Annotated in this window: 16 protein-coding genes; 14 read left to right on the forward strand and 2 right to left on the reverse strand. The window is 40.0% G+C overall.

Going from position 1 to position 16,816, the window contains the following annotated elements; all coding sequences use genetic code 11:
• Positions 1-194: 194 nt before the first annotated feature.
• The gene (locus tag IL356_RS13610) at positions 195-554 is read left to right on the forward strand and encodes a CoA-binding protein (protein ID WP_121848121.1); all 360 of its coding nucleotides are present in this window, start codon (positions 195-197) and stop codon (positions 552-554) included.
• Between the two features lie 66 nt (positions 555-620).
• Here IL356_RS13610 and IL356_RS13615 read toward each other — a convergent pair whose 3' ends face one another.
• Positions 621-2,099 carry a sodium:solute symporter gene (locus tag IL356_RS13615; RefSeq protein WP_121848122.1) on the reverse strand — a complete coding sequence of 493 codons (1,479 nt, stop codon included), beginning with the start codon at positions 2,097-2,099 and terminating at the stop codon, positions 621-623.
• A gap of 241 nt (positions 2,100-2,340) precedes the next feature.
• Between IL356_RS13615 and IL356_RS13620 the strand changes: the two genes are divergently transcribed.
• The 13 genes from IL356_RS13620 (at position 2,341) to ftsY (ending at position 15,597) form a co-directional block, all read left to right on the forward strand.
• Entirely contained in the window at positions 2,341-5,484 is a 3,144-nt protein-coding gene (locus IL356_RS13620; protein ID WP_121848123.1) for a SusC/RagA family TonB-linked outer membrane protein, read from the forward strand.
• 26 nt (positions 5,485-5,510) lie between these two features.
• Complete coding sequence (locus tag IL356_RS13625) at positions 5,511-7,043, forward strand: RagB/SusD family nutrient uptake outer membrane protein (protein ID WP_192466557.1); 1,533 nt, start codon at positions 5,511-5,513, stop codon at positions 7,041-7,043.
• 137 nt (positions 7,044-7,180) lie between these two features.
• Positions 7,181-7,801, forward strand: a complete 621-nt coding sequence (recR, locus tag IL356_RS13630; protein ID WP_121848124.1) for a recombination mediator RecR — start codon at positions 7,181-7,183, stop codon at positions 7,799-7,801.
• 82 nt (positions 7,802-7,883) lie between these two features.
• Complete coding sequence (locus IL356_RS13635; RefSeq protein ID WP_121848125.1) at positions 7,884-9,245, forward strand: dihydrolipoamide acetyltransferase family protein; 1,362 nt, start codon at positions 7,884-7,886, stop codon at positions 9,243-9,245.
• A gap of 163 nt (positions 9,246-9,408) precedes the next feature.
• On the forward strand, positions 9,409-10,680 hold the full coding sequence (locus IL356_RS13640) for a DUF481 domain-containing protein (protein WP_121848126.1): 1,272 nt from the start codon (positions 9,409-9,411) through the stop codon (positions 10,678-10,680).
• Between the two features lie 71 nt (positions 10,681-10,751).
• Positions 10,752-11,528, forward strand: coding sequence for a 3'-5' exonuclease (locus tag IL356_RS13645; RefSeq protein WP_121848127.1), 777 nt, complete (start codon positions 10,752-10,754; stop codon positions 11,526-11,528).
• A 42-nt stretch (positions 11,529-11,570) separates the two neighbouring features.
• A complete protein-coding gene (locus IL356_RS13650; RefSeq protein ID WP_121848128.1) occupies positions 11,571-12,182 on the forward strand; it encodes a fumarylacetoacetate hydrolase family protein in 612 nt (203 codons plus the stop codon).
• On the forward strand, positions 12,182-12,520 hold the full coding sequence (locus tag IL356_RS13655) for an Hpt domain-containing protein (protein WP_121848129.1): 339 nt from the start codon (positions 12,182-12,184) through the stop codon (positions 12,518-12,520). The genes IL356_RS13650 and IL356_RS13655 overlap by 1 nt, the downstream gene beginning before the upstream one ends.
• A gap of 27 nt (positions 12,521-12,547) precedes the next feature.
• The gene (locus IL356_RS13660) at positions 12,548-13,807 is read left to right on the forward strand and encodes a competence/damage-inducible protein A (protein WP_121848130.1); all 1,260 of its coding nucleotides are present in this window, start codon (positions 12,548-12,550) and stop codon (positions 13,805-13,807) included.
• 67 nt (positions 13,808-13,874) lie between these two features.
• Positions 13,875-14,111, forward strand: a complete 237-nt coding sequence (gene rpmB, locus IL356_RS13665; protein ID WP_121848131.1) for a 50S ribosomal protein L28 — start codon at positions 13,875-13,877, stop codon at positions 14,109-14,111.
• Between the two features lie 11 nt (positions 14,112-14,122).
• Positions 14,123-14,305 carry a 50S ribosomal protein L33 gene (gene rpmG / locus IL356_RS13670; RefSeq protein WP_072995257.1) on the forward strand — a complete coding sequence of 61 codons (183 nt, stop codon included), beginning with the start codon at positions 14,123-14,125 and terminating at the stop codon, positions 14,303-14,305.
• 45 nt (positions 14,306-14,350) lie between these two features.
• On the forward strand, positions 14,351-14,503 hold the full coding sequence (locus tag IL356_RS13675) for a DUF4295 domain-containing protein (RefSeq protein ID WP_121848132.1): 153 nt from the start codon (positions 14,351-14,353) through the stop codon (positions 14,501-14,503).
• Positions 14,504-14,643: 140 nt separating this feature from the next.
• On the forward strand, positions 14,644-15,597 hold the full coding sequence (ftsY, locus tag IL356_RS13680) for a signal recognition particle-docking protein FtsY (protein ID WP_121848133.1): 954 nt from the start codon (positions 14,644-14,646) through the stop codon (positions 15,595-15,597).
• Here ftsY and IL356_RS13685 read toward each other — a convergent pair whose 3' ends face one another.
• A complete protein-coding gene (locus IL356_RS13685) occupies positions 15,598-16,737 on the reverse strand; it encodes a serine hydrolase domain-containing protein (RefSeq protein WP_121848134.1) in 1,140 nt (379 codons plus the stop codon).
• Positions 16,738-16,816 lie beyond the last annotated feature (79 nt).

The raw sequence follows: 16,816 nt of genomic DNA on the forward strand, positions 1-16,816 counted from the left end.
ATAAAACAAAACCCCGATAAAAATCGGGGTTTCTGTCGTTGACTCCACTATACTAAACACTAACCATTAACTATAAATTATAGCTTTGTCAACGACCAATATTTTATTAAGATAAGCTGCTGCACGTTGAGAATAGACGGTTGGAAATTACAAACGTTACAGACTTCATAAATTTTAACATCCCTGCCAAACAAATGAAAAAAACACTTGTACTTGGAGCCTCACTCAAACAAAATCGTTATAGTAATCTGGCGGTAAATCGTCTTTTAGACCATAACGTTGATACCGTAGCATTTGGTTTAAAAGAGGGGGATATCAGACAAGTACAAATAAAGACCAATTTTGATGATTTTCAAAACATTCACACTATTACTTTGTATATAGGTGCAAAGCGTCAGCCTGAATATATCGACAAAATCTTACAATTAAATCCGAAACGCGTGATTTTTAATCCTGGTACTGAAAACCCAGAACTTTACCGTTTATTGGAATCGAAAGGCATTGAAGTAGAGGTAGCCTGTACCCTTGTTCTTTTGGCTACCAATCAGTACTGACGAAAATTGAAGGAATGTTCGATAAGAATTTTCCTAAAGAAATTTAACACTTGAATTATTAGAATTCTAGGTGTTTTTGGGCTCCACTTTTCTATCCCTAATTAACCACAACCCTAAAAAGGTCAACAAACCATTTATAGGTAGAAGTTCGTATCCTATTTGATATCCTCCCAAGATTTTGGGGGGCATTGAAGCTATGAGATAAATAATCAAAACTACGACCAGGGCAACAATCCAAACATACCTATCTTTTAATTGGTGTTTTGTGAAGATACCAAAGGTAAATAGCCCCAGAAGCGGCCCATAGGTGTAGGTGGCGACTTGTAAAAGGCCGTCGATTACGTTGGTATCTAAAATATGTTTGAAGGCTATGACCACCAAAACCAGCAAGAAACTCATGCCGACGTGGGTCGATTTTCTTATTTTTTTCTGGCGTTCTTCAGGTTTCTTTTCAATGCCTAAAAAATCGACACAGAATGAGGTGGTCAATGAGGTTAAAGCACTGTCGGCACTACTGTACGCCGCGGCTATGAGACCGAGCATGAAAGTTATGGCGACAACAATGCCCAGATCACTTTTAAGTGCAATTTGTGGAAACAATAGGTCAGATTTGGCTTCTCCGTTCATTAAAGGGGTGCTAATACCGAATCGGTCGGCATAGATAAACAATAGAGCGCCCAGAAGAAGAAAAACAAAGTTTACGACTACCAAAACAACGCTTAGGGAAACAACATTTTTTTGCGCATCTTTTAATGATTTACACGTCAGGTTTTTTTGCATCATATCTTGATCAAGACCGGTCATGCAAATGGTAATGAACATACCACCTAGAAATGATTTGATAAAATGATTCTTTCCGAAGAAGTCGTCAAAAAAAATCATTTTATTGTATTCCTTAAGTTCTTCTGATGCCAAAAATTCTGAGATGTTCCAATCCAATTGTTGATTGATGAAATAAATGGATAACCCTACTGACAAGAGCATAAAAGTAGTCTGAAGAGTATCCGTCCAGACAATGGTCTTGATCCCACCTCTAAAAGTGTAAATCCAAATTAAAAGAATAGAAAGAATTACGGTAAGTTCGAAACGAACGCCTAGGTCGTCAAATACAAATTGTTGAAGAACAATGGCAACTAAAAACAAGCGAAAAGAGGCCCCTAATACCCTTGAAACAAAGAAAGATATAGCCCCGACCTTGTAACTAGTCTTGCCAAAACGACGTTCTAAATATTCATAGATCGAAGTAACGTTGAGTTCATAATATATGGGTAGCAAAACGTAGGCTATGACCAGGTAGCCGGCCAAATAACCGAATACTACCTGCATATAACTAAATTCAGAACTCGCTACCCACCCGGGTACCGAAATAAAGGTAACCCCGGAAAGCGAAGCCCCGACCATACCAAAGGCAACTAGATACCAGGGCGATGACTTACCTGCCTTGAAAAAATCAATATTTGAGTCATTCTTTCCTGTAAAGTATGAGATGGAAAGGAGCAAAAGAAAGTAAATTCCAATTAGTAGTAGAATATGAATGGCGGTCATGAAGGAAAAATTTCAGCCAAATTACGAAAACTTAAGGTGCAAAATTATCAGTTACAGTGGCATATAGATAATTGAAGAGGTATATTTTTAAGAATATCAACATTTTAAGCTCACCTTACATTTTATCGGTAATTCATATCATTTTAACGATTATTTAACGGTTGTCCCACAATTCAGATTGAACATATACCTTACTTTCACCTGTTAAAATCTGTTAACTAAACTTAAAGAAACTTAAATTATGATGGGAACATTATCAAAAGGCCTTCTATTTATCGGAGCACTATTGTGTTTTGGTATTGGACAGGCTCAAACAGTGAATGGAAACGTTTCGGACGATACCGGTCCGTTAGCGGGCGCAAACGTTGTAGTGAAAGGAACTACCAACGGAACACAAACCGATTTTGATGGAAACTACTCAATTGATGTAGATGGCGGCGCTACATTGGTGTTCAGTTATATCGGATATGAATCGGCTGAGATTCAAGTAAACAATCGATCCGAAATCGATGTAGTACTACAACAGGATGCGGCCGAACTAGAAGAAGTAGTATTGATTGGTTACGGTAGCCAAAGAAAATCTGATTTAACAGGTGCCGTGGGGCAAGTAGATTCTGAAGAGCTACAAGAAAGACCTGTACAATCATTAAACCAGTCATTAGCTGGTAGAATAGCGGGGGTGCAGGTCAACACCAACTCAGGTCGCCCTGGGGGTAAGACCAATGTAAGAATTAGGGGTTTTAGCTCTATAAACTCTTCCAATAACCCGCTATATGTTGTTGATGGGGTTCAATTGCCTCAAGGAAACCTAGATCAATATAGCTCTGCCATTGACTTCTTGAACCCGAATGATGTGGTGTCAATAGAAGTTTTAAAAGATGCGTCCTCAACCGCCATCTATGGTGCCAGAGGTGCCAACGGTGTTATTCTTGTAACTACCAAAAGGGGTAGGGCCGGTCAAGGTCAAATCACCTATAATGTTGAATACAACGTTAAGGAGTTCGGGCCCAATAAAGCCGAAGTGCTTAATGCTGAAGAGTACATGATGATAGAGCAATTGTCATGGGAGAATTCTGCCAAGTTCGACCCTGAAGGTTGGGCCGCCGGTAACTATGCACAATATGAGCCACGCCTAAAAAGGGCCGATCCATTAATGGCTTCTTTATTCGATAGTAATGGCAACCCCTTATACGACACAGATTGGTCAAAAGAGGTGCAACAACATCGACTTTCTCAAAACCACCAATTAGGTTTTTCAGGTGGTAATGAAAGAACCACTTATGCTCTTTCATTGGGTATTAACGATGAACAGGGGCTTCTGAAAAATACGTATTTAAAGCGCTATTCAGGAAGATTTTCAATCGACGATCAGATTAAAGATTGGGTAAAAATAGGTGGTACACTTAGCTATAACTATCAAACAGAAAATCTGGCAGATACCAATGATGAAGTACCAAGAAGAATGGTGGAAGATTTTCCTTTTCTTCCGGTAAGGTATCCAGCCGGTCACCCAAGGGAAGGAATTTTTGCTGATAACAGAGACTACCCTTTCGCGGAAGGAACCTTTAGTTCTGTGCACAGACTCGATGGGCAACAATATATTTTGAATACACAAACAGCCTCTGGTAGTGCGTATTCCAACATAACTTTTACAGATGAGTTGGAAATGAGAACTGTACTTGGGGCTAACGTGATTACTCAAGAGAACCCAGAATTTCGTGATGCTACTCTGGCCGGAAACAGCCAAGCTTATGCCTCTTCAAGTAGCAATAAAGAAATTTTTTGGTCGGTTGAGAACTATCTTACCTATAACAAGCAGTTTAATGAGAATAACTCTTTAACGGCTCTCTTGGGATTGTCATGGCAACAGAGCAATTCTTTCTTCTTTAGTTCGGAGGCCAATAATTTTCCAACCGATTATTTTGAGTACAACAATTTAGGAGCTGGTTCAAATAATATAAGAGTAGGCTCAAATTCTCAAAGAGAAGCGTTGAACTCATATTTTGGAAGATTGAATTACAACCTATATGGCAAATATTTGTTTACGCTAACGGGAAGAGCCGATGGGTCTTCTAAGTTTGGAGACAATAATAAGTTTTCATTCTTTCCTTCCGCGGCATTGGCATGGAGAATTTCTGACGAGAATTTCTTGAAGGACAGTGAGACCATTTCCAATCTGAAATTGAGAACAAGTTACGGTTTGACCGGTAACTCAGAGATTGACCCTTATACATCATTATCGTTGCTTGGTTCAAATTATCAAACTATTTGGGGAGGCAATCTAGTAGGGGGTACCGGCCTTAACCGATTAGAAAACCCCGACCTGAAATGGGAAAAGACTGCTCAATATGATGTTGGTTTAGAAATTGGCCTTTTTAATAATCGTATTAGCCTTGAAACCGATGTGTACTATAGAAAAACAACTGATATGTTGTTAGATGCACCGGTGCCGCATACAACAGGTTATACAACTATTAAGAGAAATATTGGTTCCATGGAAAATAAGGGTCTTGAAATTTCCCTTAATACGGTCAACGTAGCACTGGAAGATTTTAATTGGACGACCAATTTCAATATCACAATGAACCGTAATAAGGTGTTATCACTGGCTACTCCTTCCGATATTTTTGGAGTTGGTGGTCCTGGAATTACCAATCCCACAAACGTTATCCGTATCGGTGAACCTGTTGGAGCATTTTGGGGGTTGACCAGATTGGGCGTTTGGGGAACCGACGAAGCCGAAGAAGCCGCAAGCTTCGTAAGCTATAGAAACGGACTTACCCTATTGCCTGGTGATATCAAGTATAAAGACTTTAACGGTGATAAGATTATTAATGATGAAGACAGAACAATCATAGGAAATGGCTACCCGACAGCATCAGGAAGTTTCATCAATAATTTTACTTATAAAGGAATTGATCTTACCATCGATCTTCAATATTCTTGGGGTAACGATGTGATGGACATGAACCTTCACTCAAGTGAAGACAGACAGGCATTGGCCAATAGTTATAGAACTGTGCTTAATGCATGGACGCCCGATAACCAGAACACCATGATTGCCCAAGTTCGTGATACAAGAGCGGGGTATGTAACCAATGTTGATTCGCATTGGATCAAAGATGGCTCTTTTTTAAGAGGTAGAAACCTTATTCTAGGCTACTCGTTCCAACCACAATTACTTGATAAATTACACTTGAACAAATTAAGAATATATGGTTCTACCCAGAATTTCTTTTTGTGGGTAGATGACGAATTGATAGGTGATCCTGAAATTACCCCAATTAGAGGTAATGCCGGAAGCAACGTTTTTTCTCAAGGAATGAAATGGCACGAATACCCAAGGTCTACGACTTTTGTTTTAGGTCTTCAAGTGGGTATATAAAAAGTAACTAAAAAAGAAAAAGTATCATGAAATTAAATATTAGATATACAATTAGTAAAGTGCTAGGGCTAGCCTTGGTACTTGGGGTGTTTGGCTGCTCCGATTTTTTAGACGAGCAAGACCCCTCGAATTTGCAGCCTGAAAGTTTTTATACAACTGCCACCCATGCTGAGTCGGCGATAGCAGCGGTTTATGCAGATGCTCGATTTGTTGGTGATGGTGCTGGTATATTCTCTTCTAACTGGCAATTTTTGTTGGCTCCGACAGGAACGACCACTACAGAAACAGCACAAAATTCTGATTTGAACAACCTTTATTCTCTATCGTTCGATGATAACACGTTACACATTAGAAACTGGTGGAGAGGTGTTTATAAGGTGATAGCAAATGCCAATTTAGTGTTGGAAAATGTGCCGGGAATCGATATGGATGAAGGACAAAAGAATCAAATTTTGGGCGAGGCCAAGTTTTTGCGTGCATGGGCCTATTTTTATGCTGTTCGTCTTTGGGGCGATGTTCCTTTGATTACGACTCCCCAGAGCGCTACTTCTGAAGATTTCTTTCCTTCAAGGGCACCACAGTCAGAGGTTTATTCACTGATTGTGAACGATTTATTGGAAGCTGAGAATGCTGGCCTTCCTTGGACGGATGAATCGGGTAGGGTTTCACAATCTGCAGTTAAAACCCTTTTGGCGAAGGTTTATTTAACGATGGCGGGTTTTCCTCTGAACGAAACGGCCAGATACGCTGATGCTGCTTCAAAGGCTAAAGAAATAATCGATAATCCAGGTCCACTTCGTTTATTCGACACTTATGGTGAAGTTCATGACGAAACACTCAATAATATGGGCGAACATATTTTTAGCCTTCAGTATAACAACTTGATAGGTGATAACCCAATGGGCAATATGTTTCCTAATTTTCAACCCGTGACATACAGAGGGCCATCAGGTACGGGTAGTACCATTCCACAAATAGATTTTTACAATTCTTTTGATGACGGTGATCTAAGAAAGCAAAATCGTGACGGTTGGTTCTATACGAGTTATTATACTAATGGTAGTGGTGAGCTTTTTGAGCTTGGCAAACCCTATATCTTCAAACATTTTAATGTTATAGCCAATGGTACCGAAGGTGTTGAGGGTACGGCAAAAGATAATTTAAATGTGCCGATATTCAGGTACGCAGAGGTTCTGTTAATTTATGCTGAAGCTGCCAATGAAGTAGGTGGGCCTACCCAAGACGCTCTAGATGCTTTAACGGCTATTAGAGATCGCGCTCAGTTGACTACTGGTGACTTAGGTAGCTTCAACCAGCAAACTTTCCGCGAGGCGGTATGGACAGAGCGTTGGCATGAACTATGCTTCGAAATGAAGCTTTGGTTCGACATGGTGAGATTGAGAAAGGTGTATAACAGCACGAACGGTCAATTCGATGATTTTATAGGTCATGTCAATTTGAATTCAGATCAGGCGCTTCAAGAAAAGCACTATTTGTTTCCACTTCCCGAGCAGGAAATTATCAATAGCCCGAACCTTACGCAAAATCAAGGTTATTAAGAATTAAAGAATTTTAATTTCAAATAGGCGGGTCCTTTACCCGCCTATTTTATTTTATGCCCCCTAATTGAAAGGCAACAAAAGTGCTACCTGAATAACTCTTTTAAAATTGTAATTTTGTTCAGTAATATTTAAATATGGATTTTTCTTCCAAATTACTTGAAAATGCTGTTTACGAAATGTCGCAATTACCAGGTATCGGCAAACGAACCGCCTTACGTTTGGTATTGCACCTTTTAAAGAGGCCTAATGAACAGACCAGCAAATTGACCAATGCACTTCAAGTTTTAAGAAATGATATTAAATTTTGTAGTAACTGCCACAACATTTCCGATACGGCTACTTGCGAAATTTGTGCTAGTCCGCGAAGAGACAAATCATTGGTATGCGTTGTTGAAGATATTAGAGATGTAATGGCCATTGAGAACACCAGCCAGTACAACGGGCTTTACCATGTTTTAGGTGGAAAAATTTCACCTATGGAAGGTGTGGGTCCTCAAGATTTAAATATTAATTCATTGGTGAAGAAAGTGAAGTTGGGTGAGGTTAAAGAACTTATTTTTGCTCTGAGTTCTACGATGGAAGGTGATACAACGAATTTTTATATCTATAAGCAACTAGAGGGTTTACAAGTTAGAACCTCTACCATAGCTAGGGGAATTGCAGTGGGAGATGAGTTGGAATACGCTGATGAGGTGACCTTAGGACGAAGTATTGTTAATAGAATACCTTTCGAGAACTCGTTAAAGGCTAACTAAAGAATAGGATAAGTATAATTTTCGGTTCTATTTTTTGGTATTTTTGCAGCGAAAATGGATTATCGAAGTTTAAAATAAGAATATGTCAAAGTTTGAACTGAAATTGCCTCGAATGGGTGAGAGTGTTGCCGAAGCGACCTTAACGGCATGGCTTAAGGATGTCGGGGACACTATTGAACTGGATGAGCCAATTTTTGAGATAGCTACTGATAAGGTAGATTCAGAAGTGCCCAGTGAAGTAGAGGGTAAGCTTGTGGAAAAACTATTCGAGGTTGATGATGTTGTCAAAGTAGGTCAAACAGTGGCGATTATTGAAACGGAAGGTGAGGTCGAAGAGAATCAGGTGCCTGCCTCACATGATGTTGAAAAAGAGAACCAAGAAGCGGTATTGGCCGTTTCTGAGAGCGTCGAAACCGCTAGAAAAACGGTGGCTTCAACAGCAACTCAAAAGACTTCTTTCGATAGTTCTGAAAGATTTTACTCTCCTTTGGTTCGAAATATTGCGAAGCAAGAAGGTATAACTATTGAGCAGTTAGATTCCATTGCAGGTACTGGTAAAGAAGGTAGGGTTACCAAGAATGATATTTTGGCCTACGTAGAAAATGGGCAACAGAGCTCAAATGGTAGTGCTGTCGAGAGTCAGCCTCAACGCGAGCAGCCATCCGTATCTGTTGAAAAAGTGGTAGACAAACCCCAAGAGGTAAAAGTGCCTGAAGAAGCTCAAGCTAGTAATGTTAATGGTGAGGTAATTGAAATGACCCGAATGGGTAAGCTGATCGCCAAGCACATGTCAGAAAGTGTTGCGACCTCTGCGCACGTGCAAAGTTTTATAGAGGTCGATGTTACTAATGTCGTTAATTGGAGGAATTCGGTTAAAGATGCTTTTGAAAAAAGAGAGGGTGAAAAATTGACTTTTACTCCCATCTTTATGGAGGCGGTTGCCAAAGCTTTGAAGAAATATCCGATGATGAATATTTCGGTAGATGGCGACAAGGTAATCAAGAAAAAGAATATTAATATCGGTATGGCCGCTGCTCTACCGGATGGTAACTTGATTGTGCCGGTTATAAAGAATGCTGACCAATTGAATATGGTAGGCATGGCCCGGGTGGTCAATGATTTGGCTCATAGGGCAAGGGAGAATAAGTTGAAACCCGATGAGGTGCAAGATGGTACCTATACCGTAACGAACGTAGGAACCTTCGGTAGCGTTTTCGGAACGCCCATAATCAACCAACCACAAGTAGGTATTTTGGCATTGGGCGCTATTCGCAAAATGCCATCGGTAATTGAAACAGCTGATGGAGATTTTATTGGTATTCGCAGTAAAATGTATCTTTCTCATAGCTATGATCATAGGGTGGTCAATGGTGCTTTGGGTAGTATGTTCGTCAAAGCGGTTGCTGACTATCTTGAAGCCTGGGATGTTGATAGGGAAGTGTGAAAAACGCTATATAAGCTTGTTATTTTGTCAATTTGCAAAATTATTACTTAAATAATTTCATTTTGTAGATCGATTAAGGGTTTTTGTTAGAAATCTTCGATTAACTTATTGCTAACAAAATCTTTGTCATTTTGGTGTTAAATTTGTCGCTTACCGACCAAAAATGCCAAAAAGACCAAACTCCATTTTCGAGGTTTTCCTCGAAAGACTGTTCTATTTTGTTCTCATTTTAAGCGCTACTATTGCTGCTTCACAAGAAACTGAGGATGAGAAAAAAGCGCCTATGCGCTTGTATATCAACTGCAATTGCGATAAAAACTTTCTAAGGCAAGAAATCAAGTATGTCGGTCACGTTCGTGATCAGGCACAGGCCAATATAACCCTTTTTATTTTCGACATTGCCAATGGTAGTGGCGGGAGAACCTTTAATTTAGAATTTAAAGGTCTAGGCGATTATGAGGCTATTGCGAGTAAGCTGACTTATGATACTTCTACCAATATGACCTCTGATGAGATTAGAAAGGGGATGCTTAAAAAAGTACAGTCCGGGTTATTGCCCTATGTTCTCGCATCTGGTTTGGCCGAAGATGTTACCTATACCGTCAATCAAAGTGGTATGGCCGAGGTGCAAGAAATTGACTTTACCGACCCTTGGAATAACTGGATATTCGAAGTTTTCGGTTCGGCAGATCTCGGAAAAGAATCTAGTAGAAAAGATTTCAAGTACCGATTGGGTTTTCAAAGTGACCATGTAACCGATAATTGGAGAATTCGAACCGATGTGGGCCTATTTCAATCGAACAGCGAATATGAGACTGATGGGGTTCTTTATACTAGTGAGCGGTTTCGTTACAATGCCGATGGTAGTATTGTGAGAAGTATTTCCGACCATTGGTCAACAGGTATTTTTTCTGGCTTGCGCCATGATACCTTTACCAATCTCGATTTCAGGTATTATGTGCAACCGGCCATTGAGTATAATATTTATCCATATAAAGAAGTCTTAAGGCGAGAAATCGTCTTTGCCTACAAAATCGGGTATTTTCATAACGACTACATCGAAACTACAATTTTCAATAAATTGACCGAGGGCATCTATGACCATTCTTTAGATATGCAAGTACGCTATCGACAGCAGTGGGGCAATATATATGCGCACATTAGGGGCTCTTCTTTTCTTAGTGATTTTACCAAAAATAGGTTACAGCTCAATAGTAATGTCAACGTAAGATTGGTAAAGGGGTTGGCTGTTCGGTTTGCCAGTCGCTATGAAATAATTAGAGACCAGATCAATTTACCGGGGGGCGATGCTTCTATTGAAGATGTACTATTGCAGCAAAAGCAAATTGCTACCGACTATGAACTGGGTTTTAGTGTAGGCCTGAGTTATACCTTTGGTTCGGCGTTCAATAATGTAATCAATACCCGATTATAGTTTGAGATGGAGAGCGGTTTGGTTTTTCTAGTAAAGGGTAAAACATATCTTTGCAACAAATCTTAAAGCAGATGCAACTTAACTTAACAAGACCTATTTGTTTCTTTGATTTGGAAACTACTGGTACAAATGTGGCCAAAGATCGTATTGTAGAGATTTCCATATTAAAAGTATTTCCCAACGGCAACAAAGAGAGTAAAACTTGGTTGGTGAATCCTGAGGTTGAAATTCCTGATGAGGTGGTGGCCATTCACGGTATTTCAAATGAAAAAGTAGCTGGCGAACCTACTTTTAAAGAGCTTTCCAAAGAAGTCTATAAAATGATCAAAGATTGTGATTTGGGCGGTTTTAATTCAGATAGGTTCGATATTCCTCTTCTGGCCGAAGAAATGCTTCGGGCCGATGTCGATTTTGATATGAAGCGCATGGTTTCTATTGATGTGCAGACCATTTTTCATAAAATGGAAAAACGAACTTTAGGTGCCGCTTATAAGTTTTATTGTGAAAAAGAACTAACCGATGCCCACAGTGCCGAGGCAGATACCCACGCTACCTATGAGGTTCTTTTGGCTCAATTGGATAGATATTCAGAACTTGAGAACAATGTAAAGAAGTTGGCCGAGTTTTCAACACATCGCCAGTTTGCCGATTTCGCTGGCTTTTTGGGCTATGATGAAGATGGTGACGAAACATTCTCTTTCGGCAAGCACAAGGGTAAAAAGGTGCTCGAAGTTCTAGAGAAAGAACCTGGTTATTTTGGGTGGATTTTAAATGCCGATTTTCCGCTGTATACCAAAAAGGTACTTACACAGATTAAGTTAAGCCAGTTGAACAACAAATTGGGTTAGGTGCCAAAACAAAGGGCCTTTAATTTTTCAATCTTATAAACAATGAAGCTAATTTGTATTGGTCGTAACTATACCGAGCATATTGAAGAACTTCAAAACGAAAGGCCAGATGAGCCTGTTGTTTTTATAAAGCCTGATTCTGCCGTATTGCCTAATGAGCAAGATTTCTACATACCAGAGTTTTCGAACGATGTGCACCACGAAGTTGAGGTACTGATCAAAATAAAAAAGGTAGGCAAGCACATCGATGAAAAATTTTCGCATAAGTATTATGATGAAATCGGGTTGGGTATAGATTTTACGGCTAGGGATGTGCAGCAGAAATTAAAGGAAAAAGGCCTGCCGTGGGAAAAAGCGAAGGGTTTCGATGGGGCCGCCGTCATCGGTAAATGGATACACAAGTCAAATTTTGACAACCTCGACAACGTATCGTTTTCTTTGGTCAAAAATGGAGAGGAAGTTCAAAAAGGAAATACCAGTCTTATGCTATGGAAGATAGATGAAATTATAGCATACGTGTCTAAATTTTTCATGTTAAAAAAAGGAGATATCATTTTTACCGGAACACCTGCCGGTGTTGGAAGAGTAAAGGCAAATGACTATCTTTCGGGTATATTGGAAGGGCATGAACTCTTCCGAATAAATGTAAAATAATGATTTACAATCTTGATAAGATAAATGAGATGGCAGAAGGCGACGAAGCTTTTATCAATTCTGTAATCTCGGTTTTTTTAGAGGAAGTTCCACAAGATCTTGAAGATTTGGAAACGGCACTCGACCAACAAAACCATGAGAGGGTTTATAAATTGGCCCACAAAATCAAACCTAACGTAGATTTGTTGGGTATGGAGCAGACCAGGGCGGTAGCACTGCAGGTCGAGACCCTAGGCAAGAACAACGCGAGTATGGATGAGATAAGAAAGGTGTTTCCTATGCTCAAGAAAGACATACATCAAGTGGTTGCCGAACTTCATAAAGATTTTGACCTCTAATCCACTGTTTTTCAAAATTAGGTTTTAATGAATTCATTATTGGCAGAGATCATCACCATCGGTGATGAAATATTGATTGGCCAAATCGTTGACACCAATTCAGCTTTTATTTCAAAAGAGCTAAATAAAATAGGTGTTTCCGTTTATCAAATAACTTCGGTTCAAGATGACCGTGAGCATATTCTACAAGCTTTTGAAGATGCCAAAAAAAGAGTTTCGATAGTAATAGTTACCGGCGGCTTGGGTCCCACGAAAGATGATGTCACTAAATTAACCTTTTGCGAGTTTTTCAACGATACCCTGGTTGAGAATGCCGAAGTACTTGAAAATGTAGAAAATCTTTTCAAAAGGCACATTACCAATACGCCTATTTCTGATATCAACCGCAAACAGGCACTAGTGCCCTCAAAAGCGGAGGTGCTGCAAAATGTTTATGGTACCGCGCCAGGTATGTGGATGCGGCAAGATGGTGTGGTGTTCGTTTCGTTACCTGGGGTTCCTTTTGAAATGAAGAACCTAATGATTGATAAGGTGCTGCCAAAGATAGCGCTGGAGTTCGAACGCCCTTACATCATTCACCGCACCTTGGTAACTTACGGTTTGGGAGAAAGTGCTATTGCCGATCGTCTCGAATCTTGGGAGAACAGTTTGCCCCACTACATACGTTTGGCTTACCTACCAAGTCTAGGTAAAGTTCGACTAAGGTTGTCGGCGAAAGGGTCCGATAGAGAGATTTTGCAAAAATCGGTTGATTCCGAGGTTCAAAAATTGAACGGTCTTATTAAAGACATCCTTTATGGGGTAGAAGATGACGAGTCTTTAGAACATGTAGTTTCTAAAATGCTTGCTGAGCGAGGAATGACCTTATCTACCGCGGAGAGCTGTACAGGTGGGCGAATTGCAGAGCAATTGACCGCTGTACCAGGGGCGTCGGCTTATTTCAAGGGTACTGTGGTCAGTTACGCCACCGAGGTGAAGATTGAAGTGCTGAAGGTGAAGCAGGAAACAATCAATGAATATTCGGTAGTTAGTGCCGAAGTAGCAAAACAAATGGCAGAAAATGTAAAGCATTTGATGAAGTCACATTTCGCCATTGCCACTACGGGTAATGCCGGACCAACGAAAGGAGATTCTGATGCGGATATAGGCACTGTCTTTATCGCCATAGCTACTCCCAGCGATATAATTGTCGAAAAATTCAATATGGGCAACCATCGGGAAAGAATCGTTCAAAAGACCGTACATAAGGCATTTGAGCTGCTACAGAAAGAAATTTTAAAAATCTGAAATATTCTTTTGTGTGTCCCGTAAAAATGATATAAATTTGCACCCTGTTTAAAGAAAAATCAGCGCAATGTCAAAAGTTTGTGAAATTACGGGTAAGAGGGCGATGTCTGGAAACAATGTTTCTTTCTCTATCAATAAGACCAAAAGAAGGTTCAACGTTAACCTTTCAAAGAAACGTTTTTACATTCCTGAAGAAGACCGTTGGGTAACCCTAAAGGTTTCTGCGAAGGCATTGAAAATCATCAATAAAAAAGGCGTTTCTGCTGTATTGAAAGACGCCAAAGCCCAAGGATTGGTAAAATAAGCTAGATAAAGATGGCAAAGAAAGGTAATAGAATTCAGGTTATTTTGGAATGCACCGAGCATAAAGATTCTGGTATGCCAGGAACTTCAAGGTACATCACTACCAAAAACAAGAAGAACACTCCAGAAAGAATGGAGATTAAGAAATTCAACCCCATTCTTAAGAGAATGACGGTTCATAAAGAAATCAAATAAGAACGTTTCTGCAATTTGAGTAGAACGCTATAAAAGTTATTAGCCATGGCAAAGAAGACGGTAGCAAGTTTACAGACAAGTTCAAAAAGATTGACCAAGGCCATTAAAATGGTCAAGTCACCAAAAACTGGTGCTTACACATTCGTAGAGTCTGTTATGGCTCCTGAACTTGTTAATGAGTGGTTAGATAAAAAATAATCCGCTCGTATAAAAGCATTAAAGCCTCTTTCGAAAGAAGGAGGTTTTTTTTTGCCCTAAACGAACGTTTGTTTCAAAGGTAAACCCTTTGTGAACTTGACTCTTACTTTCTTATATTTACAGCCATCAATTTTGTTATCATGAGTTTATTCAAGAATATTTTCTCATCTAAGAAGAAAGAGACCCTAGATAAAGGGTTGGAGAAAAGTAAAACAACATTCTTTTCTAAATTGAGTAAGGCCGTTGCCGGTAAATCAAAGGTAGATGATGATGTATTGGATGATTTGGAAGAGGTGTTGGTCACTTCTGATGTTGGGGTCAATACGACTTTAAAGATTATTGATAGAATTGAGGCCCGTGTATCCAAAGATAAATACTTGGGTACCGAAGAGCTTAATACCATATTAAGGGAAGAGATTGCAGGTCTTTTATCTGAGACACATGTGGGTGAAGACGTTGAGTTTACCACTCCCTCAGGAAAGAAACCCTATGTGATTATGGTGGTAGGGGTCAACGGGGTCGGTAAAACGACAACAATCGGTAAACTGGCACACCAATACAAAAAGAAGGGCCTTAAAGTGGTTTTGGGTGCTGCGGATACTTTTCGGGCGGCTGCAATTGACCAGCTTCAGGTTTGGGCTGATAGGGTAGAGGTGCCCATTGTAAAGCAAAAAATGGGTAGTGATCCTGCTTCCGTGGCTTTTGATACTTTAAGTTCGGCGGTAAAGCAAGATGCCGATGTGGTAATCATCGATACGGCCGGGAGGCTGCATAATAAGGTGAACTTGATGAACGAATTGACCAAGGTCAAAAGGGTTATGCAAAAAGTGGTTGAAGATACGCCACATGATGTGCTATTGGTTTTAGATGGCTCAACTGGTCAGAACGCTTTTGAACAGGCTAAGCAGTTCACCAAAGCCACTGAAGTTACCTCATTGGCGGTAACCAAACTTGACGGAACCGCAAAAGGGGGCGTAGTCATCGGTATTTCTGATCAATTTCAAATTCCTGTCAAATACATAGGGGTGGGTGAAGGCATTGAAGACCTGCAGGTTTTCAATAAATACGAGTTTGTCGATTCTTTCTTTGGGTAATCAGTTGCCCATTAGGGCATTGATTTTTTCCCACAATTGTTCGTCAAAACTAGAAGGGCCCAAGTTGCTTTCGCTAGCATCATCGCCAAGTCTTACTATGACCAGCTTTTGGCTGGGTACTACATATAATTTTTGATCGTTGGCACCTAGACCAGCTATCAGATCGGCCGGTGCGTTCTCCATCAATGGGGTAGGATACGAAACTTCAGACCGGGGCATTCTAACAGATTCTTTTCCGTTTAACCACCAGAGGTAACCATATGATGGGTTCAATTCTTGAGAGGTGTTCGTCATATCAAAAAAGTAGTCTTTGTCGCTGATAATCGGGGTGTTCTCCCAAGTGCCTTCATTTAGGGCTAAAAGCCCGTAACGGGCCATGCTTCTTGCATTACTGAAGAAAAGATTGTTATAGCCAACTTTCACCCACTGACCGCTCATGCCGATCAAATCTCCGATCTTTGTTTTGAAATAGTCTTTAAAATCCATTTCGGTGGCACTGCTTAGCACTTGGTCGAGAAGGGTATAAGGGGCATTGTGATAGTACCAGAAAGCGCCCGCATCGTTCAAGTAGTCGAGACATTCGGGGTCATAGCAAAATATATCGTCGGTATAATCAAGTCCGCTTGTCATCGTTAATTGGTTCCAGATGGTAATCTGTTGTTCTTGTTCCAAAGGCATTGACGTCCATCCCTCTCCCAAATAATCGGTTGTAGGATCATTCAAATTTAAAAAACCTTCTTCTTGGGCAATACCGACCATCATTGAAGTAAGTGTTTTACCGGCAGAGTTCCAGGTATGTTTTGAATCTATTGTAAATCCCCCAAAATACCATTCCGCTATTATTTTCCCATTTTTTAAAATGATAAAGGCATCTGTTCCCTTTTCATCTAAAAAGGTAATCATTGGCTGCACTTGAGATTCATCCCAATTTTGCTCTTCGAAAGTGGTTTCTTCCCAAATATCTGAATCGGTCGGAGGAAAATACAGAGCTTCCTCTTCAGGTTCCGGATTTTCCTCTGGTTCCGGATTTTCAACCGTATCTTGCTCAATTTCCTTTTCACTCGGCTGTGGATCATCGCTACTGCACGAGATGGCCACAGAAATACAAAACAAGCTTAAAACGAGATTGGAAAATTTCATGTCACTGGAATTTAAACAATTAGATTTCAAAACTTTATATAGGTTTAACGCTAAAAAGCAATAAATCGTCTTAAATATG

The organism is Euzebyella marina (genome assembly GCF_014855515.1).
GTDB classification, from domain to species: Bacteria; Bacteroidota; Bacteroidia; order Flavobacteriales; family Flavobacteriaceae; genus Euzebyella; species Euzebyella marina.